Below are 24,235 nucleotides of genomic sequence, written 5' to 3' on the forward strand. Positions count from 1 at the left end.
CCTTGAGTCGTCGGCATCGTCCCGGAGGCGGTCGCGGTCGACGCCGGTGCGGCGGCAGCCGGGGGGCGGCCGTGAGCGGCGAGGGAACGGACCTTCAGCTCGGCGCGGCCGCCGTCGCGAAGTTCGCCCAGGGCGTGGGCGCGACGAACGACCAGCTCGGCGACCTTGGCCGGGCCACCGGCTCGGTGATGGGCAAGGGCTCCTCGGAGCTGGCGATGACCCAGATGGAGGCCGGGCGCCACGGCCTGTCGGCGGACTTCGAGGACTTCTGCGAGCGCAGGACAAGGCCGGTCAGGACATCGAGCAGACCTGGAAGGACACCGGGCGCACCGTCTTCACCGAGGGGGACGGCGGCCGTCGGTCCAAGCTGCTCGGGGACGCGCTCGGCATCTCCGACGACCAGCGGAACCAGGCGCTGGACGACGCCTCCGGCCCATCACCGGAAGAACGCGCCCGACTCGGTCGAGGACGGCGTCGAAGAGAAACAGGTCGAGCGACCGCAACGCGCCGCAGAACCGCAGATCAGGCGCCCTTCGCGACAGGCTCCAGAATCGCCACGCACTCCACGTGATGCGTCATCGGAAAGATGTCGGCCTGAGCTAGCCACAGAAAAGGCCAGGTCAGAGGCGCTTCTCGGCTCGCTGTGCAGCTTGAAGGCGCCCAAGCGTCAAACGAGCGTCACGGCGGACAGTCCGTGCCGCTCAGGGCGGAACAGGCTGCGGGAACCAGATCACCCTGAGAGATCCGCCTCGCTCGCTCCAGACCTCAGTCCTCACATCATGGCCCACACCACCTCTCCGGCCGCCACCATGGACTCATGTCCTCCAGCCCACAGCACTCTGCATCCGTATCGAGGGGCTTCTCGCCCGCGGATGCCGAGGACCTCGCGCTGTACCGGGAGAAGTTCCGGCGGCGTCTGCCGGAGTCGCTGGACGAGTTGCACGGCCCGACCCAGGGGGTCATTGAGCTGCCGCTGCACCTGGCCTGGTCCGAGATGACCTCGTACGACATGAGCAAGCCTCGTCAACGCATGGGCCTGTACCGCACCGTCCTGCACGAGGGCTTGCGTGATGACCTGCCCCGGTATCTCAATCGGGACCTGCTCCTCCAGCTGTGGCCGGTGCTGCGCAGCCTCGTCGGCCGCACCGTGCGCACCGTCTGGGAAGACGCCTTCCCCCAGCTCGCCTCCCGCACCCGGGCCGCCGCGTGACGGACATGCCGGAGCTGCACACGCGGCTCCTGGCGAACGTGATCGCCCTCGGATCCCCGTACCCCCTCGTTCTCACCGGGGGGGTACGCCGTGCGGGCGCACCACCTCCTCAACCGCCCCAGCCAGGACCTCGACGTCGCCACCGAGAACCCGGCGCCCATGGCCGACATCGCGGCCACGCTCCGCGCCGGCCTGGAAGCCCGTGGCTGAAGGTGCACGCGCTGGAGACCGCCCCGCTGTCCGCCCGCTTCACCGTGACCGACCCGGCCACCGGGCAGGACTGCGAAGTCGACATCCTCAAGGAGAACTTCTGGCGGCCGGTCGCCCAGAGCCCGTACGGCCCTGTCCTCGCGGAGGAGGACGTGATCGGGACCAAGGTCCGCGCCCTCGCAGACCGCGGAGCGCCCCGGCGACCTGATCGACGTGTTCGCAGCCTCCCACCGCTGGAGCAATGCCGAACTCCCGTGGTCGAGACGGGTGCGGGTCTCCCGTGTGCCCCCGCCGACGGAGCCTGCGCACTCCGCCTGATCCGTCGGCCATCGGAGCGCGTCTTGGGCGCGAGCGTCAACGACCAGCCTGAGCAGCATCATTATCGAATCTCGTCGGCGAGATCTGCCAACAGGACGTCGGCAACCAGTTCCTCGACCACCGCGGTGCCATGTTCGGTCATGACGCACGTCAGTTCAGGGTCCCAGGGCGCCTCGGTGAGTCGGCCAGGCTGAGGGCCGTGCGATGTGCGGGCGACCGCGGCACGGTAGTCTGCGGCCGTCATGCGCCAGGGACGGGCCGGGGTCTTGTCCAGGAGATACGCGGCGATGCGAATGCCTTCTCCATCGAAGTCGCCGTGGTACCGGAGGGCGGCGCCCTGGTCCGCGAGGAGGCGGAGGAGATGGATGGCCGCGCTGTTGGGCCAGCCGGACGTGCACACGAGCGGCGGGCAGTCCGGGCCGAAGCGGCGTACTGCAAGAGCCAGGATGCTGGGGTTCTCCACGGCGTGGACGACGGGTACGGGAGCACAGACCAGGGTGAACGCGCCCGGGGCGCGCAGTTGTGCGAGTGTAAGGCTGGCGGCCTGTCCGGCCTCGGCGCATACGCGGACCACGCGTGCGAGCGGGCCGTCGCCGAACGGGCGCAGTCCACCGACGAGAACGGTGGCGGACAGATCGTCGTCGGCGACGCCCGTCCGAGTCCACAGAGCTCGCCGGTCTGCCGCTGACTGCGGCGGGACGGTGTCGTAGAGGGTTGCCAAGGCACGCAGAACGAGGGTGGACAGGGGGGTGCCGTCATCGAGTGCGTGCGAGTGACCGTTGAGGACACGGGCGGCGAAGACCGGCAGCGGCTCCGCCCGGGCGGGTAGTTCCCCGAGCACCGTGAGCGCGTCTGTGAGCAGAGACCGGGTGCGTTCCGGTGAGGCTCCGACCAACCCTGCGGCTCGGCAGGAGGCGACCCATGCGAAGAGCGCGGGCTGGGCCCTCACGGTGTCGTGGTCGGCCAGCCAGGTCCACAGCTTGGCGCGTTCGTCTTCTTGGCGGCGCCGTTCACCCGCCCGGTCACCGAGAGGGCCGACGAGATCGGTGACGGTTTCACGCACGGTACGGCCGCACAGCTCGGTGACGGCCTCTTCCAGCCGGGCCAGGGCGACGGAGGGCCGGGCGTCCGGCAGCCGGTCCAGGCCGAGGAGGTCAGCGAGGGCTTCGCGCTGGGCGTCGTCGAGCGGTCCGAGGCGCAGTCGTGTGACAGGGCGGCCGGAGGAGAGGCGGTCGTGGACCGCGTGCCAGAGCGGGCGAAGTTCGGGGCGGCGCAGGGTGCGTTCGCCCGAGCCCGGTTCCGGGTGGGTCATCCCGCCTCCAGGTCGGTGCCGTTCCAGACGAAGCGGGCGCTGGTGACCGCGTCGTCGCCTTGGTCGGTGAGGAGTTGGTGGACGGCGATGCCGGGCAACTCACCGTAGGTGCACCACTCGTGGTCGGAGGTGACCATGAGGTCCAGGTCGAGTGCGGTGAGCAGCGCGAAGACCTGTCCGCGGTTGACGGTGTCGACGCCGACGAAGACCTCGTCCAGCAGGATCGGCCGGGGTGCCCGGGGCACGGCCTCGTAGTGGGCGGCGACGGCGGCGAACAGCGGAAGGTGCAGGGCGACGGCCTTCTCCCCACCGGAGAGCGCGCCGTGCAGCTTCTTGGTCAGCGGCTGCCAGCCGGTCCCGTTCGCCCGGTCGAGGCGGACCGTGAAGCGGTGCCAGGCGGTGTAGTCGAGTACCTCGCCCAGCTGTTCCTCCCAGCTCGCGGCCGTGTTGCTGCCCTTGGCCTCCTCGATACGGGCGCGGAAGAAGGCGTGCAGGGCCTCCCGGTCGGTCTCGGTGACCCGGCCGGGGTCCTTCAGCAGCAGCTGACGGGCGGTGCGGGTGCTGTCCGGAAGGTCCGGACGGACGTCCCAGACGAGCTGGACGGCGACCTTGGAGGCGGTACGAACCCGCTCCAGGTGCCCGTTCATGCGGTCGACGAGTTCACCGGCCTGACGGATGCGCGCCGCGAGGTGGCGGCGGATGTCGCCGGTGAGGATCTGATCGAAGAGGCGCCGCTCGACGGTCGTGATGTCGTCCCGGCTGCGGTCGCGCTCCTGGGTGAGCGTGGTGAGCAGGCCCGTCGCCCCCACGCGTACGCCGTCCAGGGTGGCGGTGAAGAGCTGGATGTCGTCGTCCGGTTCCAAGTCCAGGTCGGCGCGGGCGCCGAGGCGCTGGCGGGCCTCGTGGACCGCTTCGGAGAGACGGGTCGCCGCGTCGCCCAGGTTGCGTGGGGCGTGCGGGATGCTCGGCCACTCCGCGGCTGTGGCGCGGGCGGCCTCCAGAGTGGCCTTGGTGCCGTCACCGGCATCGAGTTCCGCTGTCATGCTGGCGTCTTTTGCCAGCCCGGCCAGGCACAGGTGCCGGAACCGATGTGCCGCAGCGTCCCGGGTCGCGACGGCCTGCTCCCGTCGTTCTGCGTCCTGACCGCTGGTGGCCCGCAGTTCTCCGATACGACCTTCCAGGCGCAGCAGGAGATCGGCCGCCCGGCCGGCCTCCTCACGGCAGCGACGCAGCTCGGCGCGCGCCTCCGCGACGCGTGCGACGATCTGTCGGTAGTCCTCGCCGACGGTGGCTTCCACCGCCTCCAGGCGCGCCTTCAGCCCAGCCGCCTCCGCTTCGGCGGCGGCCGCGTCCTCGGCCTGCTCCTCGGCCCTCCGCCGGGATCGGTCTGCCTGCGCGACCCTCTGGCGGGCCCGGTCGGCGGCGGCGATCGCGGCGAGGCGGGCGTCCACCCAGCTGTCCGCGGTGTCCCGGAACCTGTCGACGGCGGTGGAGAGTTCACGCAACCGGTCGCGGTCGGTGGGCAGCGCGTGTTCTGCGGCCCGGCGGTCGAGCGTGCGCAAAGCGCCCGCCACCTCGCTCTCGCACCGCGCCAAATGCCCGGCTGCGTCGCGCACCGCGTCGTCCCGAGCGGCCACCCTTTCCTCGGCGCGGTCCCAGTCACGCCGCCGGGCGTCGAGTTCCCGGTGGTCGGGGCGGGCGGCGCGGTCGGCGTCCAGCCGGGCGCGGCGAGCGGCGAGACCGCGCAGCTGGTCGTCAAGCGTGGCGAGGGCTGCGTTCGTCTCGCCGATGCGGTCACTCAGTTCGCTGATCCTGCGCTGCCTGGCCCGCTGCCGCGCGAGGGCGCCGATGTGGGCCGGTTCCTGCTTGCTCCAGGTCCCGGTCGCGAGCGCGAGACGCCAGGCGCCATCGGCCGAGACGGCCGCGTGGTGCCCGCCGGGCAGAGTTGAGCCGTACGCGATGCCGGCGAGGATGCGGGTCACAGTGTCGGCCGGGACGGGGATGTCCTCCTCGGACCTCAGCACCTCCAGCAGGCTGGGTCCCGGGGCGGTCACGGCCAGGGCCGCCTCGGCGCGGGTGTCGTGACCCGGCAGCGTGATCCCGTCGTAGGGACTGACCCAGGCATCCAGGAGGCCCGACGCCTCCAGTGCGGCCTCCACCGCGGCCTGGACGGAGAGCGGGACACCTTCACGGAAAGCGACCAGCCGCCACAGGGGTGCTCCCGCCGTCGCCGTGCGGACGGTGGTGCGGGTGGGTGGAGGCGGAGGCGGCAGCTCGGTTTCACCGCTCAGCCGTCGTACCTCCTCCTCGAGTCGGCTCCGCTCGTCCCGCAGGCCCTGACGTGCGGCTCGGATGGCGGCCTCCGCCGTGGCGATCTCCTGTTCCAGGGGGCGCCTGGCGGCTTCGGTCAGGGCCGTCACCTCGGCCTCGGCCGCTGCTCTGGCCACCAGTTCCTCGGAGTCGGTGATACGCAGTTCCGTGCAGTCCTCGGCCCAGGCGAGCAGCCGTTCCGCCTGCGCGGCAAGGGCGTCGTCCCAGTTGCCGGCCGCCTCGTCCCGCCGGGCGATCGCCTCCGCGAGTCGAGTGCGCGCCTCGTCCAGCAGTTCCTCGGCGGCGCCTCGGGCGCGTACCGCGCGATCGTGCTCGTCGATCGCCTCGGTGACGAGGGCGACCTGCTGCCGTCGGGCGGTGACCGACCCGCGCAGCAGCCGACGGGCTTGTCGCGCCCCGTTCTCGGCCGTCGTGCGCGGGGCGCCAGAGCCCTGGTCGTGCCCCGCGCTGTCGTGGAAGGCCACAGCGAGATCCGCGTCGAGGATCGTCCTCACCTCGTGGTGGATGGACTCCAGCCCTGCCGTCCGGGCCGACCTGTGTGCTTCCCCGGCGGCTTCGCGCGCGTGCTCGTCGAGCGTGCGGGCATGGCCCGCCGCGTCGTCGGCGTGCCGCCGGTCCTCCTCCGACTGGGCGTGAGCGGCCTGGGCAGCGGCTCGCTGCCGCCCGGCGGCGACTGTCACGTCTTCGGTGCGACGGCGGAGCCGGTCGAGTTCCTCGCCCTGTTTGTACGCGTCGCTCTCACGCAGACCCTCGACGGTCTCGTCCAGCGCGTGCGCGCGAAGCTCATGTTCTTCGCGCCGGGCCTGGGCTGACCGGCGTTCCCCCAGCGCCTGTTCGAGTTCCTCTGCGCTCTGGCGGGCGACGCGGGTGAAGTTGTCCATCTCGGTGGTGGCGGAGATCAGCGCCGCGGAACCGGCGCGCAGGACCCTTCGTGCGTAGGCGCGCTGCCTGGACGCGACGGTCTCGGCCGCCGTCACCTCGTCGTCGAGCCGCTTGAGGTGTTCGCGCTGCCGGTCCAGCCGCTCGAAGCCTTCGGCGAGTTCGGCGATCTCTGACTCGCCCAGCGGGGGCAGGGCGCGGGACAGCAGAGTGGAGAGCAGAGACGGGTCGAGCCGCTCGGACAGTTTGGGCTGGCGCAACTGGAGCAGGGCCGACAGCAGCGACTCGTAACGCTGCTCCCCCATGTCGGCGAAGAGTTCACGCCGTACGGCCGTGCGGTAGTCGGTGGCCGAGGCATGGACGTCGCCGCGGTCGCGCAGGGCTTCGGCGAGGGCGGCGCGGGTCAGCGGCTGTCCCGCCTCGTTGACGAGGAGCACACCGTCGGGGTGGGCGATTCTGGAGCCGGTGGTGAAGTAGTCGGCGTGCACCGCGCTGGTGTGCACGCTCGCCTGCAGACGAGCCCCACAGCCGAACCAGCGCTCGCTGCCGTCGTCGCCGACGCGGCGGAATTCCATCCAGGCGTACCCGACGCGGGTCTTGCCGGAGGCGCCCTCGCCCAGGAGGTTCCAGTGCATGGTGCGTTCGGAACCGCCGAACGTGGACAGGCGGTTGGGGCGGAGGCTGGCGTCGAAGAGGAACGGCAGCAGAAGTTCCAGTGCCTTGGACTTGCCCGTGCCGTTCTGGCCGCGCAGCAGCAGGCGGCCCTGATGGAAGGTGAACGTCTCGTCGTAGTAGCGCCAGACGTTGAGGATGCCCGCGCGATGTGGCTGCCAGCGGCTGCGCGCGGCATCCGCCTGTTGTGCCGGTGCCCCGGCGGGCTCGGTGGACTCGGGCCGCCGCGGGAGGGGAAGCTCTGTCACGCTCACTGCGGGTCTCCTTCTGCGGCAACGTCACCGGAGACCGTGCCGCCTGCCGACTCGGGCGGGCTCGCGTCCCGCTGCGGTCCGGGTTCCTCTTCCCGGTCCGAACTCGTCGTCTCCGTCAAGCGGTAGCGGTATGCGGCCGGGCACGCGACGACGCGCCCCCCGGTCCGGCGGGCCAGGCCGACATCACGCAGTGCGCATACGGCGTCGTCGGACAGCCGGGCCGCGCCGTCCTCGGACTGATACGCCTTCGCCCACCGCGGGAAGCGGCGCAGCAGGTCGGCTCCGGCCTCGGCGAGCTGCTCGGGCAGCAGCCCGGCGGGCGCGGCGCACAGCGGCTCCAGGAGCAGCAGCGCGGCCACCCGCGCGGTGGACGTGTCGTCGGGGAAGCGGACATCGGTGGCGAGCCCGTCCGGGTCCACGAGCAGGAAGCCCTCGGCTCGCTCCTCCAGGAGGAAGCCGGCCTGCTCGACCGAGCGACGCAGGATCTGGCGTCCGGTCACGGAGGTGACGTACGCCAGCTCGTCGTCGGTGAGATCCGTCCGGTACAGCACGGGGTCGTCGAAGAGACGGCGCAGCACCGAGTGGCGCAGCCTCAGATTGCGTTGCGCGTCCGTGGCGGCGGTCTCGCCGTGCGCCTCGTCCGTCGCGCCGTCGGCGAGCGCGCCGCCGTAGCGGCGCTCCCGCAGGAGACCTGTGAGCAGTTCCTCGAACCGCGCGGGCACCTCGTCCGGGGATACGGCGAGCCGGGAGGCGCCGACGGGCGCGGCGGGCAGCCGCATCAGCAGCGTGGTGTCCACCCGGTAGAGGACCTTCGCCTCCGCGGACTCGACGTACGCCTCGGTGGTCCCGTCGACCGCGCGCAGCACGTCGTACGACTCCAGCAGCTTCAGGACGTCGACGAACGCCATCCGCTCCGGCTTGTGCACCGGGTCGAACGCGGCCAGTGCCCGGTCGGCCGCCGCGGCCTGCACGACTCGGTCGGCGAGCATACCGATGGTCGTCATCGGCATGGACAGCAGCTCGGCCGCTGTCACGCACAGCAGCACGTAACGCCGGCGGTCGAACGGGGCCCGTCCGGAGCGCGCCCTGCGAGCCGGTCGGGAGCCGTCCGGGTCGGCGCGGACCTTGGTGAGGCGGGCGTAGCCGCGGCGGGGCTCCACGACCAGGCTCCAGCCGCAGGTGTAGTCGAACCACTGCGCCAGCGGCTCGCGACGGCGGCGTACCAGTTCGAAGCCGGCCGGGTCGGCGGCCTCGGTCAGCAGGGGCCGGGCCAGCAGGAGACGGACGGCACGGGCGACTTCCTCCCGTTCCGCGGCGGCCAGTTGGTTGGCGAGGGTGCTCATCCGGCCTCCTCCCGCCGCGCGGCGCGGACGCGCGGGAAGGCGCTCGCTCCTCCTGCCGCCGTGATGTGGACTACATAGTCGAGTCCGGCCAGTGAGCCCTTCGTCGTACGCAGTACGGCGGTGCGCTCGTCGGGAGGCGGAGACAGCGCGATCTCCATCCGGCCGTCCCCCGTCATGGCACGCCGCAGGCCGCCCGCGTCCGGTTGGGCGGACAGGGCCCGGCCCAGCAGGTCGAGCAGCCGGTCGAAGACGGCGGGATCCAGCACGCCGAACGAGGACAGGCGCACGGGGCCGTCCGTCTCCAGCACCCGCCAGGCACGCGCGAGCTCCGCTCGCTCCGCGCGGGCCCGCTCCGCGCGCTCGGCCCTGACCGCCGCGACGTCCCGCACCCTGGCCGTGCGGGTGAAGCGCTCCGTCCGTCCGCTGGTCCGCAGCAGCGCCGACACCTTCACCGGCGGGGCCTCGGACCAGGAATGGGACGACGGGATCAACTCCGGGTCGGGGTGGGCGAGGTGGGCGTGACGCGCCGGACCGAGCCCGAAGGCCGCCGACCACAGCCGGTGCAGATCCTCCTCCGCGGGGGCCGCGGCGAACCAGCGCGCCAGCTCCCGGAAGTCCTGCACCGCGCTGGAGGAGCGGCGCCGTGACTCGTTGATCCGCTCCAGAACCTGCAGGAGTGAGACGATGGCCCGCCGGGCGATGTCGTGCAGCTGCTCGATCCGGGGCCGTGTCCCGTCGTCCGGCAGGAACCATGCCCGCAGACCCGCCCAGCGCGCCCGCCTGCTCTCCAGCCAGCCGGCCGCGGGGTCCTCACCGGCCACAGGCGGCAGCTCGGCCCCGCGCAGGGCCCGCTCGCGCAGCACTGCGGTCCCCTGCTGCTCCACCCGGGCCACAGCGGCGGCGACCGTCTGCCCGCGCCGGTCGAGGTTGACCAGGAACTCCTGCAGATATGCGACGGTGGCGGCCTTGACCTCGCGGAATACCTCCAGATCCGCGCCCTCGGCGCGCAGGAGGCGCTGCAGTTCGCCGTTGAACGCCTTGGTGTTCTCCACCAGAGCCTCCAGATGCCCCTCCAGCTCGCGCAGCGTGCTGAAGATCCGCCGATCGGCCGAGGCGGGTTCGCCGGACAGCAGGCAAAGCTCGTGCAGCCGGTCTGCGATGGCCTCCAGTACGGCCGTCTGCAGCGCCCCCGTGGAGGCAAGCACCTCAAGCGCGTGCCGCACGCCGGCAAGAGCTGCCTCGCCCCGGCGGGTCAGCGAGTACTGGAGGTTGCGCCGCTCGTACTCCTCGGCCGTGCGGTAGTTCTCCGCATGGTTGTGCACAACGTCCAGCAGCTCCCACTGCACGAGTTTCCTCAGCACCTCATGCAGTTCGTCGTCCTCGACCGCCGCCGCCCAGCCCACGGCGCGCAGCCGCTCGCGTACCGCATCGAGTCCCAGCGCCGTCTCCAGATGCTCGCCGGCCAGGCCGAAGGCTTCCAGCACCGCCCCGTACAGGTCGGACCTCTCCACCGTCGTGAACCGGAACATCTCCGGTGGAACCCTGCGCACGCCTGTTGCCCTCCCCCATCGCCTCGGCTGCATCCGGAATCCACCGTAAGGGGTGGCACGGACATTCAGGGCCGAGTCCCAGAGCAGCGGAGTCGTCCGGTGAGAGTCGGGCGGTCCGGTAGCCGGGGTCTCGCGCTGCCGAAGCCGAGATCCGATCTGGGACGACCACCTCACGCCCCGTCAGAAACAGCGTCGAAAGAGCGTCAAGACACTTCCCGAACCCGTCTCTTACGGAGTTGAGGCAGAACGTTCCAGACCCACGCTCCCGTTGTGAAACCGCAGGTGAGCCACGCGGCGACTACCTACAACAGGCTCCACGCGGTGAACTTCGGGAAACAGGTCGAGCGCCGTCGAGCACACCTGAAGAACCCGATAAAATCGCAGGTCAGAGCCCCTTTTGGGCAGGCTCCAGAATCGCCACGCACTCCACGTGGTGGGTCATCGGAAAGATGCCGGATTGAGCAGGTCTCGGAAAAGGCCAGGTCAGAGGCCATTTCTCGGCTCGCTGTCCCGCCTGCGGGAGCCCAGAGCGTCAAACGAGCGTCAGATCCCCACCACCTGCTGCTGCTGCTACTGCTACTGCTACTGCTACTGGAGATCCTGCGCGCAGTTCATGCAAATCCCCGCCGGTCTGCTGGAGTTCGCCACCAAGCACGCCGAGGCATGGGCTGATGAAGAGAACGACGAGGAGGGGCCGTCAAGGCTCCGGCCCCTCCTCCCCTCGCTCAGGTCACTCCTGCCCGGACGGGACGACCGGAACACCCTCGGGGCTCAGCAGCTCCGTCAGATGGCGCGCTGACACGTCCCAGGACCACGACTCCTCGACCCACCTGCGGCCCGCGGCACCCATCTCGGCGGCCCGGTCGGAGTCGGTCAGTATGCCAGCCAGCGCACCGGCGACGGCCTCGGGTCCGGTGCCGTCCACGACGATGCCGGTCGCGCCGTCGACCACGGTGTCCGGGGCGCCGCCCGAGTCCCCGACGACCACGGTCAGTCCGCTCGCCGCCGCCTCCAGGAACACGATCCCGAGGCCCTCCGCCTCGAGTCCGGCTTTCCGGGTGCGGCAGGGCATGGCGAAGACATCCGCTGCCGCGTAGTACGGGGGCGTCTCAGCGTGGGCCACGCCGCCCGCGAATCGGACCGCGTCCGGGGCGTGTCGCCGAACCAGCTTGTGCAACCGGGCCTCGGCAGGCCCCCGGCCGACCAACAGCAGTACCGCGTCGGGCACCTCGCGCCGGATCAGCGGCATGGCTCGTATCAGCATGTCCTGGCCCTTGCGCGGCACGAGGCGCGCGACGCACAGGATGACACGCTTGCCGTGCAGACCGAGCCTTGTGCGCAGTTCGTCACGGGCGGCGGGGTCGGGCCGGTACACCTGCGCGTCCACTGCGGGCACCAGCCGGGTCATCCGCGCCCGTGGGCCCAGGGCCGGTTCGATCCGGGCACGCGTGTACGGGCCGAGGTAGGTGACGACGTCGACGCCCTCACCGATCCGCCGCATCATCCGACGCGCACCCGGGATCCGGGCCCACCAGATCTCGTGGCCGTGGGTGGTCGCCACGATGCGTCGTATGCCGGCCTTGCGCAGGGTCGGTGCCATCAGTCCGAGCGGTGCCGCGGCCCCGAACCAGACCCGATCGCAGCCATGGGCCCTGGCTATGTCGACCGCCCGCCTGGTGGCGCGCCCGGTCGGCAGCAGCATGCGGCTGGTGTCCCGGATCACGGGGAACGGCAGGGTCGCGTCGTACGCGGCGTCACCCGGCTCGCGCGACGTGTAGACGACGACGTCGTCGTTCGGCATTCGGGTGGCCAGGGCGTGCACGAAGGTCTCGATCCCTCCTTGGCGAGGAGGGAAGTCGTTGGTGATGACGAGGGTGGAACCCATTGATGTCGGATCCTTCAGCCGGAGGTGACGACGCGAGCCGTGAACAGGTAGTTGCGACAGTCGTCGGTGACCTCCATCACTCGGGCCCAACTGCCGTACCGCCAGCGGTGCATGGCGTAGCCGAGGCCATCCAGCCGGGCAATCAGCTTGGTCGATGTCATGTCGTACTTCGCGAGGTGGCGGTCCTCGATCTCCAGCAGCAGGGCAGGCCGGTGGTTCAGCAGCGTGCGCCGGGCTCCGCTGAGCACGGCCGCCTCGGCGCCTTCGACGTCGGCCTTGATGAAGTCGACCCGGTCGAGGCCCATGTGGTGGCACAGGCCGTCCACCGTCCGCACCGGAGTGGACACCGGACGGGAGGTGGCGAACTCGGCGTTGGGGCCGGGCCCCGAGGCGCCCTCGGTGAGGTAGGCGCGTCCGTGGACGGGCAGCAGACGGCGCCGGGGCAGACTCATCGTCCCGTCGTGCGGGGAGTCGCCCAGGGCCATGCGGTGCACGGTGACGTTCCGGCAGCCGAGAGCGGCAGCCGTCGTCCTCAGCCAGCGCGCGGGGCCGGGCAGCGGTTCGACGCTGTGCACCTGCCCTGACGGACCGGCCAGCGCGGACAGGCGCCACGTATAGAGACCGTACTCGGCACCTATGTCGAGGCAGACGGCGCCCGGCCGCACCAGACGTCGCAGGCCCGCGACTTCGCCCTCCACGAAGGACCAGCGCGAGGACGCATAGCGAAGTGCCAGTGCGACCGAGGTCACACGTGCTCCCGCATACGGACGGCCTGGCCTGAAAGTGGACGAAGAACCACCGCTACGCGTCAACGCGCCACCCTGCATATGCGTTTCGGCCAATCTGGCGTACAGAACTGGGAATTGCCGGATACAAGGCGCGGCAAAACTTTCATAGGTACATCCTTTGGTCGGGGTCCCGTCCACCTACCGGCGGACATCAGTCCCTGAGGCCAGCCCTGAGATCCAGGGCGACCGTGCGGTACCCGTACACCGATCGGCCTGCGCAAGCGGAAGGCCTCGGATCAGGTTCGCCTCGTCGATGACCGGCACAGTGTCACGTCCGCTGTGACCGACAGGAAGGGGGGTGTCCGGCAACGCCGGCCTCGGCGGCTCCCGACCCCCGCTGTCCCACCGGTCCGTCAGGGGCGCGTCTAGGCACCCATGCCGACCTCGTGATGCGGCGTCTGGGCGTCCCGGCTCATGGCGCGGACGTTCGCATCCAGTTCCTGCGCGAACTCGCTCCAGGTCTCCGCGTACTGGCGCGCCAGATCGACCACGAGGTCGCGGCAGTGCGTCGGCACGACGGCGGCCAGCTTGGCCCACCTCTGGTCGCCGAGCGCGTTCTGCTGGAGCAGACGCAGCAGGCGGCGCCCGTCCTCCTTGTGCCGCAGAGAGGGGTCTCTGAGCAGTTTGTCGAGCAGTTCGACCGGGTCCGGCTGCACCATGTGCACCTTGCGGACGGCCCGCTGGGCGGGAACGCGCCCGGGGACGACCGACGGGCCCCCTTCGACGCCCGGCGCGGCGACGGCTTGACGGCGTTCGGCGACCGGGAGTTCGCCGGCCATCAGCCGCTTGCGCACGTCGCTCACCGTGGCGGGCGAGATACCGGCGCGCCGCGCGACCTCGCGCAGCGAGGCCTCCGGGTTCTCGGCAATGAGCTCGGCGGCTCTTCGGCGGCCTTCGGCGCTGTTCAGCGGCCGCATCTTGCCGTCCCGCCCGATCCTGGCCATCGGCTGGTCCTGCGAAGAGGCCGAGTTGCGCCGGATGGCGGCCACCGACTTCGTGCCGAGGCCCGAGGCCTTGGCGATGGCCCGGTCGGACATCTGCGGGTGAGCCTCGAGGATCCGCGCGGCCGCAGCCCTCCGGTCCTCCTGGGAGAGCGGAAGACCGTGCGTCACATTCGCCTCGACGGCCCGCAGGAACCCCTCCTCGGGGGTGCCGTCGAAGAACTCCGCCTCGATGGTCTCCTGCCCCGTGAGGCAGGCGGCCAGCAGGCGGTGCATCCCGTCGATCACCCGCATGGTGCGACGGTCCACGAGGATAGGGGGAAGGCGCTCGTCGAGCTCCGCGAGCCGGGCGATGTGCTCCGTGTCCTGCCCGTCCAGACGGGGCGAATCCCCCGGAACTAGCGAGGCGATCGGAACCGATACGACACCTCTCCCATGAATAGCCAAATTGCCGGTAAAGTGAGTCAAAATGCCTATATCACTGTCGGTGCGACTCATTCTCTTCCCCCATTGGATGGACGGGTCAAACCGCCAGACATTGACACGTCTGGCCGGGGCCGAAAGGACCTCTTCACAGGACAGCCACGCCGGATGCCATCTCGCTCCGGGAGTGGCCCTCCCGCAAGCCGGGCAGCACTAGACGACAGTTATCGATGGGCTCGACAGCAATCCGGGTAAGCCGACGCTCTCCTGGTCTCAGAAGCGGAACTTCCAACCCCACACTCATAATCACTCTTCAGTCACAGCAGTGTCGAGGCACCGTATAGATCTGGCCAGTTGACGTCCGATTGGCTAACGCGCCTTCTACGGCGGGGTGTTCAACTGCGGCGCCGCATCGGTTGAACACCGCGCCGGCGCCGTCCGGAAACCGGTCCCCCGCATGCCGATGCCGCCGACCACCACGGGGGTGTCGGCGGCATCGGCATGCTGGCTAGTTCTGCGCCGCCATGGCCTCGATCAGGCTCTTGGGCCGCATGTCGGTCCACGACTTCTCGATGTAGTCGAGGCACTCCTGACGCCCCGCCTTGCCGAAAACCGTGTTCCAGCCTTCGGGCACATCGACGAAAACGGGCCACAGCGAGTGCTGACCCTCGTCGTTGACCAGGACCAGGTACTCGGCATCGGGATCGTCGAACGGATTCGTCACCACGCCGTCCTTTCTGGGATACATGAGGTGGATCGCATCGATGGCGCGATTTCGCCCGCGTGGTTCACCGGGACTCGCCCCACCGTCGGTGGCCGTCCGGCGCGGTGCCGGGCCCCGAGCGAGCCCACTATGTCCCCAAGCCGCGCCGACGCGTCAACCAGCGCCACCGGCCCTTGTCGCCAGCGTGTTCAACTGCCACTTCGCCCCGGTTGAACGGCCGTACGGACGACGAACTCGACCGGGTCGGGGCGACCTTGATCGGCGCGTCCGTCCGGTGCCATCGTGGAACGCCGCCTCGCCGCGGACGGGGCCAGGCCCCGTCCGCACCGGCACTCCGGCCCCTCAGTGCCAGGGTCGTCACCTCTCCTCCGGCGCGGACAGTCGGCACCGATCCCCTTGCCCGTTCGAATTCAGGAGGCTGCCATGTCCGTACCCGTCGCCGGCGAGAGAGCACCGGCATGCCTTTCGTGAGCACCAATGAAATCCGGCTCTCCTACCAGCGGTCCGGCCAGGGGGAACCGGTACTCCTCATCATGGGCTCGGGCGCCGCCGGCCGGGTCTGGACCATGCACCAGACCCCGGCCCTGAACAAGGCGGGCTACGAGACGATCGTCTTCGACAACCGCGGCATCGCCCCCTCCGACGCACCGCCCGGTGACTACTCGCTCGCCGAGATGACCGCCGACACCCTAGGCCTGATAGAGGCGCTGGACATCGGGCCGTGCCGCATCGTCGGAACCTCGATGGGCGCCGTGATCGCTCAGGAGATCGCGCTCGCCCGGCCAGACCTGGTGCACTGCGCCGTCCTGATGGCCACCCGAGCCCGCCCGGACGCCACCCGCCGGATGCTGCAGGCCGCGGAGCGCTCGCTGACTGAAAGCGGCATCACCCTGCCACCCAAGTACGAGGCGGTACGCACGGTTCTGGAGATGCTCTCCCCCGCGACGCTCAACGACGACGCCGTCGCCGCCGGCTGGCTGGAAGTCTTCGAACTGACGGCCGGTCAGAACGCTCCCGGACAGCAGAGCGTCGACGCCGGTGACCGCCGCGAGGCCCTGCGCCAGGTCGCCGTACCGTGCCGGGCGATCGCCTTCGCCGATGACCTCATCTGCCCTCCCCACCTGGTCGCCGAAGTCGCGGACGCCATTCCGGAGTGCGACTACGTGGAGATTGCCCGGTGCGGCCATCTCGGGAACCTGGAGAACCCCGACGCGGTCAACACCGCGATCATCGAGTTCCTTGAAAAGCACTGACGGCCCCTGACGAACACGGAGCTGATGCCAGCATGGCAAGGAGCAAGGACTCTCGGGCCGCGGCAGGGGAGAAAGAGCCGACGGACGGGCGGATAAGAAAGGGGACGGTCCGGCGGATCGTCCCGTACGCCATGGCGTACCGGTGGAGCGTGGCACTGTTGCTGGCCAGTACGGTCGTCGACGCAGTGGCAACCGCCGCCGGCCCGCTGGCGCTGAAGATGATCATCGACGACGGCATCATGCCCGGCCGCACCGACCTCGTGGTGGGGCTGTGCCTGGCAGTCGCCGGCCTGGCGCTGGTCGAGGCCGGCTCGGTCTTCCTGGTGGCGTGGTTCTCCGCGCGGATCGGCGAGGGCGTCGTCTACGACCTGCGTAACAAAGTGTTCTCGCACGTCCAGGCGCAGTCGCTGTCCTTCTTCACCCGCACCCAGACCGGAGCGCTGGTCAGTCGGCTGAACACCGACGTGGTCGGGGCCCGGCAGGCGGTGACCAGCCTGCTGTCCGACTCGCTGTCCACCGTGCTGTCGCTGGGACTGGTGCTGGCCTCCATGTTCTACCTGTCCTGGCAGATCACCCTCGCGGCGCTGGTGACGGTCCCGTTCTTCATCGTGCCGGCACGATGGATCGCCGGGCGCCTGCAGCGACTCGCCCGGCGGCGAATGGAGTTGGACGCCGACCTGAGCGCGCTGATGAGCGAGCGGTTCAACGTCTCGGGCGCGGTGCTCGCCAAGCTGTACGGCCGCGCGCAGGACGAGTCGAGCCTGTTCGCCGGCAAGGCGGGCCGGGTGCGGGACCTCGCCGTCTCGGTGGTCCTGCACGGCCGGATCCTCGGCGTTCTCACCATCGTGCTCACAGGGCTGACCAGCGCCCTCGTCTACGGGCTGGGCGGCGTGCTCACCATCGACGGCTCACTGGAGCTCGGCACCCTGGTGGCCATGGTGGCCCTGCTGCTGCGGCTCTACGGCCCGATCAACCAACTGGGCAGCCTACAGGCGAGCGCCATGATGACCCTGGTCAGCTTCGACCGGGTCTTCGAGATTTTGGACCTCAAGCCCAACATCGACGAGGTGCCGAACGCCCGGGACCTCGCCGCGGTGCGCTCCGGCGGCGCTCCCCGGATCAGCTTCGAGAAGGTCTCGTTCCGCTACCCGAGCGCCGAGGAGAACTCACTGGCCTCGCTCGGACACCCGGCGGCCCGGCACGCCGAGCCGGTCGAGGAGTCGTTGACCCTGCGGGAACTGAGCTTCGACGTCCCGGCCGGGAAGCTCACCGCCCTGGTCGGCCCGTCGGGCGCGGGGAAGACCACCATCACCCAGCTGGTGCCCCGGCTCTACGACCCCACCGAGGGCACCGTCCGGGTGGACGGCCACGACGTCCGGGAGCTCACGCTGCAGTCGCTGCGGGACACGATCGGCGTGGTCACCCAGGACGCCCACCTCTTCCATGACACCCTGCGGGCCAACCTGGAGTATGCCCGGCCGGGGGCCGCCGAGCAGGAGCTGATCGAGGCCTTGAAAGCGGCGCTGATCTGGGACACCGTCGATGCCCTCCCGGAGGGTCTGGACACGGTCGTCGGTGATCGCGGGTACCGGCTCTCAGGCGGTGAGAAGCAGCGGATCGCGCTGGCCCGGCTGCTGCTCAAGGCACCGCCGGTGGTGATCCTGGACGAGGCCACCGCGCACCTCGACTCGGAGGCGGAGGCGGCGATCCAGCGGGCCCTCAAGACCGTGCTGGCCGAGCGCACTTCGCTGGTGATCGCCCACCGGCTCTCCACGATCCGCGAGGCGGATCAGATCCTGGTCGTGGCGGCAGGACGCGTCACCGAACGCGGCACGCACGAGGAACTGCTGGCCGTCGGGGGCCTGTACGCCGACCTTTACCACACGCAGTTCGCGCAGCACGAGTCACTGGAGGTGACGGTGCCCGGCGCAGACGCCCACTAGCTAGGGCGTGGTCAGGTTCGTATGGGTATGGGTATGGGTATGTTGCGGTGGCAGGTGGGGCAGGTGCCGGCCCAGGCGGCGAGGAGTGTCTGCAGATCGCGGACGACCTGGTAGAGGCTCAGACCGGCACCGGTTCTTTTGGGTCTCGTGCCAGTCGTTGCAGGATGCAGAAGGCATGGGCGGCGGATACGAGGGTGACGCGGTGGTGCCAGCCGCTCCAGGTGCGGCCCTCGAAGTGGGCCAGGCCCAGAGCCTGTTTCATCTCGCGGTAGTCGTGCTCGATGCGCCAGCGGAGTTTGGCCAGTCGCACCAAAGTCGCCAGGGGCATCCCGGACGGCAGGCTGGAGAGCCAGAACTGCACCGGCTCGCTCTCATTGGCCGGCCATTCGGTCGGCAGCCACCGCTCGGGCAGCTCCGGATCATCGGCAACCTTGCGGATGCCGCGTCCGGCCGGGCGGACCCTGAGGGCGACGAAGCGCGAGTACATGCGCTTGAAGCCACTGCGGCCCTTGCCCGGGCGGGATCCTTCCCGCCAGGACACCGGCCGTGCGGCCGCCTTCCCCACCGCGACCACCAAGTCCTTCATCGTCTGCGCGGGCTCGGGATACTGCACTTTCGGTGGCCGTCCGGTGCCTGCATAAGCCGGCTGGACGGGCCGGGCGTCGGCCGGATGCGCGGTGTGCCGGCCGGAGACACCGACCGCATAGGGGCAGATCCCGTTCCTCCAGGCCGAGGCGGAAAGCGGCGGCACGCCGTAGCCGGCGTCCGCGACCGCCAGGGGGACGTCGATCCCCCATGACCGTGTCTCGTCGATCATGTCCAGGGCTCATCTGCCACTTCTCCACATGCCCCACTGCGGCGGGAATCCCGCAGCGGGTGCGGCGGGCGACCTTGTCCGCATCCGCCTCCGCGGAGGCGGGATCCCAGGATGTGGGCAGAAACAGCCGCCAGTTCACCGCGGCCGAGGCACGATCGCGGGCCAGGTGCAACGAGACGCCCACCTGGCAGTTGGTGACCTTGCCCGCGGTCCCGGTGTACTGCCGCGACACACACGCCGAGGCGTCCCCGTCCTTGAGGAAGCCGGTGTCGTCGATGATCAGCGCTTCCGGGCCGATCGCCTCGTGCTCCAGGCCAGCCGGGCCCGCACATGCGCCGGATCCCACGGGCTGGACGTGACGAAGTGCGCCAGCGCCTGACGGTTGCCGTCCTCGCCGAGGCGGGCCGCCATCGGCTCCACCGACTTGCGCCGGCCGTCCAGCAGCAGCCCGCGCACATACGCCTGGCCCCACCGCCGCTGATCCACGCGGAAGAACCCGTCGAAGAACCCCGCCGCGAACGTCTCCAAGTCCTCCCGGACTTCGGCCATCTCCTCAGGTGTCACACCAGCTCAACGACACCCACGAGCAAGCAGACACGCGACGCAGGAGTGAAGATGACCAAGCCCTAGAAGAGACGACCCAACGGCATGTCGAAGGCGCCGTCCCCCGGCCTACCACCGGCGGGCGGCGCCTTCGACATGCCCCGATACGACCACAGCGCCTCAGTTGGCCGGTTCCACGGAACCGGCCAACTGAGGCGCTGCGCTGGTTGAACAGGACACCGCTAGCGACGGCCGACGGCGAAGTCGTGCACGACGACCGCGACCGCACCGACCGCGGGGTGACGCTGCAGGACCGCCTCGATCTCGCCGAGCTCCATCCGGACTCCCGCGAGCTTGACCTGGCGGTCGACCCGGCCGAGGTACTGCAGCGCCGCCTGCGGAAGGACCTTCACGGCGTCACCGGTGCGGTAGAGCCGCCCGGTGGGCGTGTCCCGGAACGGGTCGCGGAAGAACGCGGCCCGGGTCTTGTCGTGGTCACTGACGTACCCGCGCCCCACGCCGACCCCGCCGACGAACAACTCCCCGGTCTCGCCCGGCTCACAGGCCTGCCAGCCGTCCTCCTCGCCGCGCAGCACGTAGAGCTGGGTGTTGACCAGCGGCGTGCCGATCGGCAGGCGCAGGAGACCGAGGTCGGCGGGGAGCACGGTGTGGTGAGTGACGTCGTCGGAGCACTCGGTCGGGCCGTAGGCGTTCACCAGTCCGGCCTGGGGCATCTCCTCAAGCCATCGGCGGGCCACCTCGGTGGGCAGCTCCTCGCCGGTGGCGAGCATCCAGCGCAGCCAGGCCAGCTGCCCGGCCTCAGGGGCGGCGGCCAGGTCGTCCAGCAGCAGGCGGACCATGGTGGGGACCAACTCCACGACGGTGACGCGGTGTTCGTCGACGAGGCGGGCGAAGGCTACCGAGTCGTGGGCGGTCGCGTCGGCGACCACGCTGACCTCGCCGCCGACCAGCAGCGGGCAGAGCATCTGCCAGATCGAGATGTCGAAGCCGAGCGGGGCCGTCTGCGCGACCACGTCGTCGCCGGTCAACCCGAGGTCGACGACCTTGGCGAAGAGATGGTTGAGCATGCCCTGGTGCTCCACCACGGCCCCCTTGGGCCGACCCGTGGAACCGGAGGTGAACAACACGTACCGGGGCTGGCCCTGGCTCTCCAGCCGGGCCGGGCCCTGCCAGAGGTCGTGGCCGGCGGCCTCGGCGGCGCGGACGACCGGGACATCGGCCTGCGCGGCGCCCTCGGCGAGCGAGGGTGAGACGGCGTCCGGGTCGGTGTTGAGGAGCAGGACGGCCCCGGCCGTGTCGAGGACATCCGCGACCCGGCGGGCGGGCCAGTGGGCGTCGGCAGGCAGGTAGAGCGCACCGAGCAGCTCGGTGGCCAGGAAGGCGGCGACGACCGTGGTGCCGCGCGCACCGCCGACCGCGACGACCTTGCCCGGGCCGACCCCCGAACGCTCCATCAGGGCCGCCAGCCGACGTGCTTCCTGGGCAAGTTCGGCGTAGTCGAGGCGGCCGCGGGCGTCCCGGACGGCTGGCCGGCCCCGTTCCCGGGCGAAGCGCTCCACATGGGTGATCACGGCGTCCGCGAGGTCGACCGGGTGGTCGCGGGTGAGCGCCAGTTCCCGGGCACGCCGCAACTCCTCGGGCGCGATGGCCAGTTCCGGGAGTCCGGCAGGGCCGAGCAGGCATTCCTCGATCGTCACGAATCCGCTCCTTGTGATCGGCGGCAATTATCCGATATCAGCTGTCCAGGAAATATCCGGTTCTTGCCGGGCCACTTCCCGTGAAGTACGGTAATCGATGCCGGGGCGATCGGATACCGAATTCACCCGCTCACCGGGTAAATGAGAGTTCGGGCTCAGGCCAGGGGATCTGAGCACCGAGATGGTCAACTCATCCTTTCGACTCTTCTTTCTTCACTTCAGGCTTTCGGTCGCACCTTGACCGCTTTCCCCCTATCCATTTCCGTCCTGCCGAGGTGTCCGGCGCCATGCCTATTATCAGCTCCCCGCACGAATTCAATGTCGAGGATATCTACCTGGATCTGCGCCGGGTGAACGGAACGCCGTTGTACCTGAAGTGCGAAGGTTTCAACTTCGCCGGGTCCATCAAGCTGAAGGCCGCCATCGCCATGGTGGAAGCCGCGGAGCGGGACGGCCTCATCGGACCCGACTCGGTCCTGGTGGAGTCCTCCTCGGGAAACCTCGGCATCGCCCTGGCCATCATCGCGGCCGACCGGGGTTACCGCTTCGTCTGTGTGACCGACCCCCGATGCAATTCCACGACCCAGCGGCTGATGCGCTCCCTGGGCGCGGACGTCCGGGTGATCACCACACAGGATGCCAATCTGGGCTATCTGAACAGCCGCATCCAATACGTCCGCGACCTGTGCGCCAGCAGTGACCGCTATGTGTGGCTCAATCAGTACGCCAACCCCAACAACTGGCGGGCGCACTACGAGCACACGGCGCCGGCCATCGCGGCCGAATTCCCGGACCTGGAGGTGCTGTTCGTCGGCGCCGGCACCACCGGCACGCTGATGGGGTGCGCGCGCTACTTCAGGCAGCACCGCGCGGACGTCACCGTCGTGGGAGTCGACGCCGTCGGCTCGGTCACCTTCGGCGGTGTCCCGGAGCGCCGGGTGGTCCCGGGCCTGGGCACCAGCACCCGCCCGGAACTGGTCGACGAGTCGTGCATCCACGACGTCGTGCATGTCTCCGAACCCGACACCATCCGCACCTGCCGCGAGATGGCGGCTCGGGGCTTCGTGCTCGGCGGGTCGACCGGGACCGTGGTGAGCGGCGCCGCTCGCTGGCTGGCCGAGAAGTACCCGGGCGAGGACCCGGTGGCCGTCGCGATCTCCCCCGACCTCGGCGAGCGCTATCTGAACTCCATCTACGACGACCTCTGGCTGCGCGAACACTTCGGCCAGGGCGACCTGTCAACCGATCCGCACTGGAGCCCGCACCCATGACCCATGCCCCCTCCTTCTCCGTCATCTCCGGCGCGCAGGTCGTCGATGTCCTGCGCGGCCGCGAGAAGCAGGTCACCGCGCTGGTCAAGAAGGCGTACCGCCTGCATGGCCAGGGCCGCACGGTGAACCCCGACTCGTACTTCCTGCGTTTCCCCGAGCGGCCGTCCTCCCGGATCATCGCGCTGCCCGCCTCGGTCGGCGGCGACGTGGACGTGCACGGCATCAAGTGGATCTCGTCGTTCCCGGAGAACGTCAGTGCCGGCATTCCGCGCGCCTCCGCCGTGGTCGTCCTCAACGACACCGCGACCGGCTATCCGCTGGCCTGCCTGGAGAGTTCGGTCATCAGTGCCTCGCGCACCGCCGCCTCGGCGGCCCTGGCGGCGGTCACGCTCGCCGACCGGCGGGGTGTGGCACCGCGCCGGGTCGGCTTCATCGGCGTCGGGCTGATAGCCCGTTACCTGCACACCTACCTCGTGGCCGGCGGCCTCGCCTTCGACGAGGTCGGCGTCTTCGACCTGTCCCGGGACAACGCGGAGGGCTTCGAGGGATATCTGAGCCGCGCCGGGGCCGGGCCGGTCACGATCCACGACAGCGCCGAGTCACTCATCGCCGAGTCGGACCTCGTCGTGCTGGCCACGGTGGCGGGCGAGCCGCACATCCTCGACCCCGCACTTTTCTCCCACAACCCGCTCGTCCTGCACGTCTCGCTGCGCGACCTCTCCCCCGAGATCATCCTGTCCTCGTACAACATCGTCGACGACATCGACCACTGCCTGAAGGCGAACACCTCTCCTCACCTGGCCGAACAGCGCGCCGGCAACCGCGACTTCGTCGACGGCACCCTCTACGACCTGCTGGAGGGCCGGACCACTCCCCCGGCGGACCGGCCGGTCGTGTTCTCGCCGTTCGGTCTGGGCGTGCTGGACCTGGCGGTGGCCAAGTTCGTCTACGACGAGGTCAGCGCGGCCGGGAGCCTGCTGACCGTCCCCGACTTCTTCCACGAGATGAAGCGCTACGGCTGAGACCGGTCACGGCACAGCACATGAGGAAGGGCCCGCCTCCCCGGCGGGCCCTTCCTCATGTGTGCGGCGGTGTACGGCGTTCGATCAGGCCGGTCAGGTCGGGTCAGGGCCTGGCGTCGGCCGCGAAGCGGATGAAGTCGGCCAGCCGCCCGACGCCCTCGGCGATCTGCGGCTGCGTCAAATAGCTGACGGAGAGCCGCAGACTGCGCTCGCCGCCGCCCCGCGGGAAGAAGTACGACATCGGTGTCCAGATGACCCCGAACTTCTCCGCGGCGAGCTCCAGGGCCGCGGTGCCCGCGGTGAACGGCACGTCGACGGCCAGGAAGAAGCCCCCGGTCGGCGTGTTCCACCGGACGCCGAGCGCCGCTCGCTCCGGCTCGGGGAAGCACCGGTCGAGCTCGCGGAGGGTGGCCCGCATGGCGTCCCCGTAGTAGCGGGCCGTCCCGGCGTTGAACTCGGCGGTCCGCCCGCCGGCGGCGAGCAGCATCCCGGCCACTACCGCCTGGCTGACGGGCGAGGTGTTCACCGTCACCATGCTCTTGATTCGGGTGAGCTCGTCCGCCAGCAGGCCGGTGGCGCCGTCCGCGCCGACGACCACCTGGTCGGCGACCGCGAAGCCCACCCGGGTGCCCGGGAAGAGCGTCTTGGAGAGCGAGCCCAGGTGGACGACGCGGCGTGAGCGGTCGAGCGACTTCAGGGTCGGCAGTTGCCGGCCGGGGCTGACCATCCGATACGGGCTGTCCTCCAGGATCAGGATGTCGTGGCGCGGCCCCTACCCCAGCGAAACACCGCGCCGTCACAGACGCCTAAAATTGCCCGACGGGTTTT

The 24,235-nt window shown here is 70.3% G+C and carries 16 protein-coding genes and 3 pseudogenes; 7 read left to right on the forward strand and 12 right to left on the reverse strand.

What is annotated here, in order from left to right; genetic code table 11:
• Positions 1-71: 71 nt before the first annotated feature.
• The 3 genes and pseudogenes from ABT300_RS26940 to ABT300_RS26950 form a co-directional block, all read left to right on the forward strand.
• Positions 72-457: pseudogene (locus ABT300_RS26940) on the forward strand (hypothetical protein); the annotation flags it as partial.
• Positions 458-817: 360 nt separating this feature from the next.
• On the forward strand, positions 818-1,210 hold the full coding sequence (locus ABT300_RS26945; RefSeq protein ID WP_351680630.1) for a hypothetical protein: 393 nt from the start codon (positions 818-820) through the stop codon (positions 1,208-1,210).
• A 5-nt stretch (positions 1,211-1,215) separates the two neighbouring features.
• Positions 1,216-1,672, forward strand: a pseudogene (locus tag ABT300_RS26950) (nucleotidyl transferase AbiEii/AbiGii toxin family protein); the annotation flags it as partial.
• 127 nt (positions 1,673-1,799) lie between these two features.
• Here ABT300_RS26950 and ABT300_RS26955 read toward each other — a convergent pair.
• The 8 genes from ABT300_RS26955 to ABT300_RS26990 form a co-directional block, all read right to left on the reverse strand.
• On the reverse strand, positions 1,800-3,050 hold the full coding sequence (locus ABT300_RS26955; protein ID WP_351680632.1) for a TIGR02679 family protein: 1,251 nt from the start codon (positions 3,048-3,050) through the stop codon (positions 1,800-1,802).
• A complete protein-coding gene (locus ABT300_RS26960; RefSeq protein WP_351680635.1) occupies positions 3,047-7,186 on the reverse strand; it encodes a TIGR02680 family protein in 4,140 nt (1,379 codons plus the stop codon). Before ABT300_RS26960 ends, ABT300_RS26955 begins: the two co-directional genes overlap by 4 nt.
• Positions 7,183-8,529, reverse strand: coding sequence for a TIGR02678 family protein (locus ABT300_RS26965; protein WP_351680638.1), 1,347 nt, complete (start codon positions 8,527-8,529; stop codon positions 7,183-7,185). The genes ABT300_RS26960 and ABT300_RS26965 overlap by 4 nt, the downstream gene beginning before the upstream one ends.
• The gene (locus ABT300_RS26970; protein ID WP_502978004.1) at positions 8,526-10,079 is read right to left on the reverse strand and encodes a TIGR02677 family protein; all 1,554 of its coding nucleotides are present in this window, start codon (positions 10,077-10,079) and stop codon (positions 8,526-8,528) included. The genes ABT300_RS26965 and ABT300_RS26970 overlap by 4 nt, the downstream gene beginning before the upstream one ends.
• Positions 10,080-10,809: 730 nt before the next feature.
• Entirely contained in the window at positions 10,810-11,964 is a 1,155-nt protein-coding gene (locus ABT300_RS26975) for a glycosyltransferase family 4 protein (RefSeq protein WP_351680640.1), read from the reverse strand.
• A 14-nt stretch (positions 11,965-11,978) separates the two neighbouring features.
• A complete protein-coding gene (locus ABT300_RS26980; protein ID WP_351680643.1) occupies positions 11,979-12,713 on the reverse strand; it encodes an FkbM family methyltransferase in 735 nt (244 codons plus the stop codon).
• Positions 12,714-13,117: 404 nt separating this feature from the next.
• The gene (locus ABT300_RS26985) at positions 13,118-14,002 is read right to left on the reverse strand and encodes a winged helix-turn-helix transcriptional regulator (RefSeq protein ID WP_254076097.1); all 885 of its coding nucleotides are present in this window, start codon (positions 14,000-14,002) and stop codon (positions 13,118-13,120) included.
• Positions 14,003-14,624: 622 nt separating this feature from the next.
• Positions 14,625-14,840 (reverse strand): MbtH family protein, encoded by a 216-nt coding sequence (locus ABT300_RS26990; RefSeq protein WP_107449246.1) that lies wholly within the window; start codon positions 14,838-14,840, stop codon positions 14,625-14,627.
• A gap of 458 nt (positions 14,841-15,298) precedes the next feature.
• Here ABT300_RS26990 and ABT300_RS26995 point away from each other — a divergent pair, with 458 nt between their 5' ends.
• A complete protein-coding gene (locus ABT300_RS26995) occupies positions 15,299-16,093 on the forward strand; it encodes an alpha/beta fold hydrolase (RefSeq protein WP_351680647.1) in 795 nt (264 codons plus the stop codon).
• A gap of 32 nt (positions 16,094-16,125) precedes the next feature.
• Positions 16,126-18,036: an ABC transporter ATP-binding protein gene (locus ABT300_RS27000; RefSeq protein ID WP_351680650.1), complete on the forward strand. Its 1,911-nt coding sequence runs from the start codon at positions 16,126-16,128 to the stop codon at positions 18,034-18,036.
• Positions 18,037-18,154: 118 nt separating this feature from the next.
• Here ABT300_RS27000 and ABT300_RS27005 read toward each other — a convergent pair whose 3' ends face one another.
• The 3 genes and pseudogenes from ABT300_RS27005 to ABT300_RS27015 form a co-directional block, all read right to left on the reverse strand.
• The gene (locus ABT300_RS27005) at positions 18,155-18,853 is read right to left on the reverse strand and encodes an IS701 family transposase (RefSeq protein WP_351680653.1); all 699 of its coding nucleotides are present in this window, start codon (positions 18,851-18,853) and stop codon (positions 18,155-18,157) included.
• A 70-nt stretch (positions 18,854-18,923) separates the two neighbouring features.
• Positions 18,924-19,402: pseudogene (locus ABT300_RS27010) on the reverse strand (IS701 family transposase); the annotation flags it as partial.
• Between the two features lie 236 nt (positions 19,403-19,638).
• A complete protein-coding gene (locus tag ABT300_RS27015; RefSeq protein WP_351680655.1) occupies positions 19,639-21,114 on the reverse strand; it encodes an amino acid adenylation domain-containing protein in 1,476 nt (491 codons plus the stop codon).
• 287 nt (positions 21,115-21,401) lie between these two features.
• On the opposite strand from ABT300_RS27015, the gene sbnA reads away from it, so the two are divergent.
• Together sbnA and sbnB are read left to right on the forward strand one after the other, a co-directional pair.
• A complete protein-coding gene (gene sbnA, locus ABT300_RS27020) occupies positions 21,402-22,385 on the forward strand; it encodes a 2,3-diaminopropionate biosynthesis protein SbnA (protein WP_351680665.1) in 984 nt (327 codons plus the stop codon).
• The gene (sbnB, locus tag ABT300_RS27025) at positions 22,382-23,407 is read left to right on the forward strand and encodes a 2,3-diaminopropionate biosynthesis protein SbnB (RefSeq protein ID WP_351680658.1); all 1,026 of its coding nucleotides are present in this window, start codon (positions 22,382-22,384) and stop codon (positions 23,405-23,407) included. Before sbnA ends, sbnB begins: the two co-directional genes overlap by 4 nt.
• A gap of 103 nt (positions 23,408-23,510) precedes the next feature.
• On the opposite strand, the gene ABT300_RS27030 is transcribed toward sbnB, so the two are convergent.
• Positions 23,511-24,164, reverse strand: coding sequence for an aminotransferase class I/II-fold pyridoxal phosphate-dependent enzyme (locus ABT300_RS27030; protein ID WP_351680668.1), 654 nt, complete (start codon positions 24,162-24,164; stop codon positions 23,511-23,513).
• Positions 24,165-24,235: the final 71 nt, after the last annotated feature.

The sequence above is a fragment of the Streptomyces sp. NPDC001027 genome, from assembly GCF_040299045.1.
Taxonomy (GTDB): Bacteria; Actinomycetota; Actinomycetes; order Streptomycetales; family Streptomycetaceae; genus Streptomyces.

What these genes read in the sequence shown, in the direction of transcription:
- ABT300_RS26945 (WP_351680630.1), top strand. Translation starts at nt 818, where the DNA reads ATGTCCTCCAGCCCACAGCACTCTGCATCCGTATCGAGGGGCTTCTCG.
- ABT300_RS26955 (WP_351680632.1), bottom strand. Translation starts at nt 3,050, where the DNA reads ATGACCCACCCGGAACCGGGCTCGGGCGAACGCACCCTGCGCCGCCCC.
- ABT300_RS26965 (WP_351680638.1), bottom strand. Translation starts at nt 8,529, where the DNA reads ATGAGCACCCTCGCCAACCAACTGGCCGCCGCGGAACGGGAGGAAGTC.
- ABT300_RS26975 (WP_351680640.1), bottom strand. Translation starts at nt 11,964, where the DNA reads ATGGGTTCCACCCTCGTCATCACCAACGACTTCCCTCCTCGCCAAGGA.
- ABT300_RS26995 (WP_351680647.1), top strand. Translation starts at nt 15,299, where the DNA reads ATGCCTTTCGTGAGCACCAATGAAATCCGGCTCTCCTACCAGCGGTCC.
- ABT300_RS27000 (WP_351680650.1), top strand. Translation starts at nt 16,126, where the DNA reads ATGGCAAGGAGCAAGGACTCTCGGGCCGCGGCAGGGGAGAAAGAGCCG.
- ABT300_RS27005 (WP_351680653.1), bottom strand. Translation starts at nt 18,853, where the DNA reads ATGATCGACGAGACACGGTCATGGGGGATCGACGTCCCCCTGGCGGTC.
- sbnA (WP_351680665.1), top strand. Translation starts at nt 21,402, where the DNA reads ATGCCTATTATCAGCTCCCCGCACGAATTCAATGTCGAGGATATCTAC.
- sbnB (WP_351680658.1), top strand. Translation starts at nt 22,382, where the DNA reads ATGACCCATGCCCCCTCCTTCTCCGTCATCTCCGGCGCGCAGGTCGTC.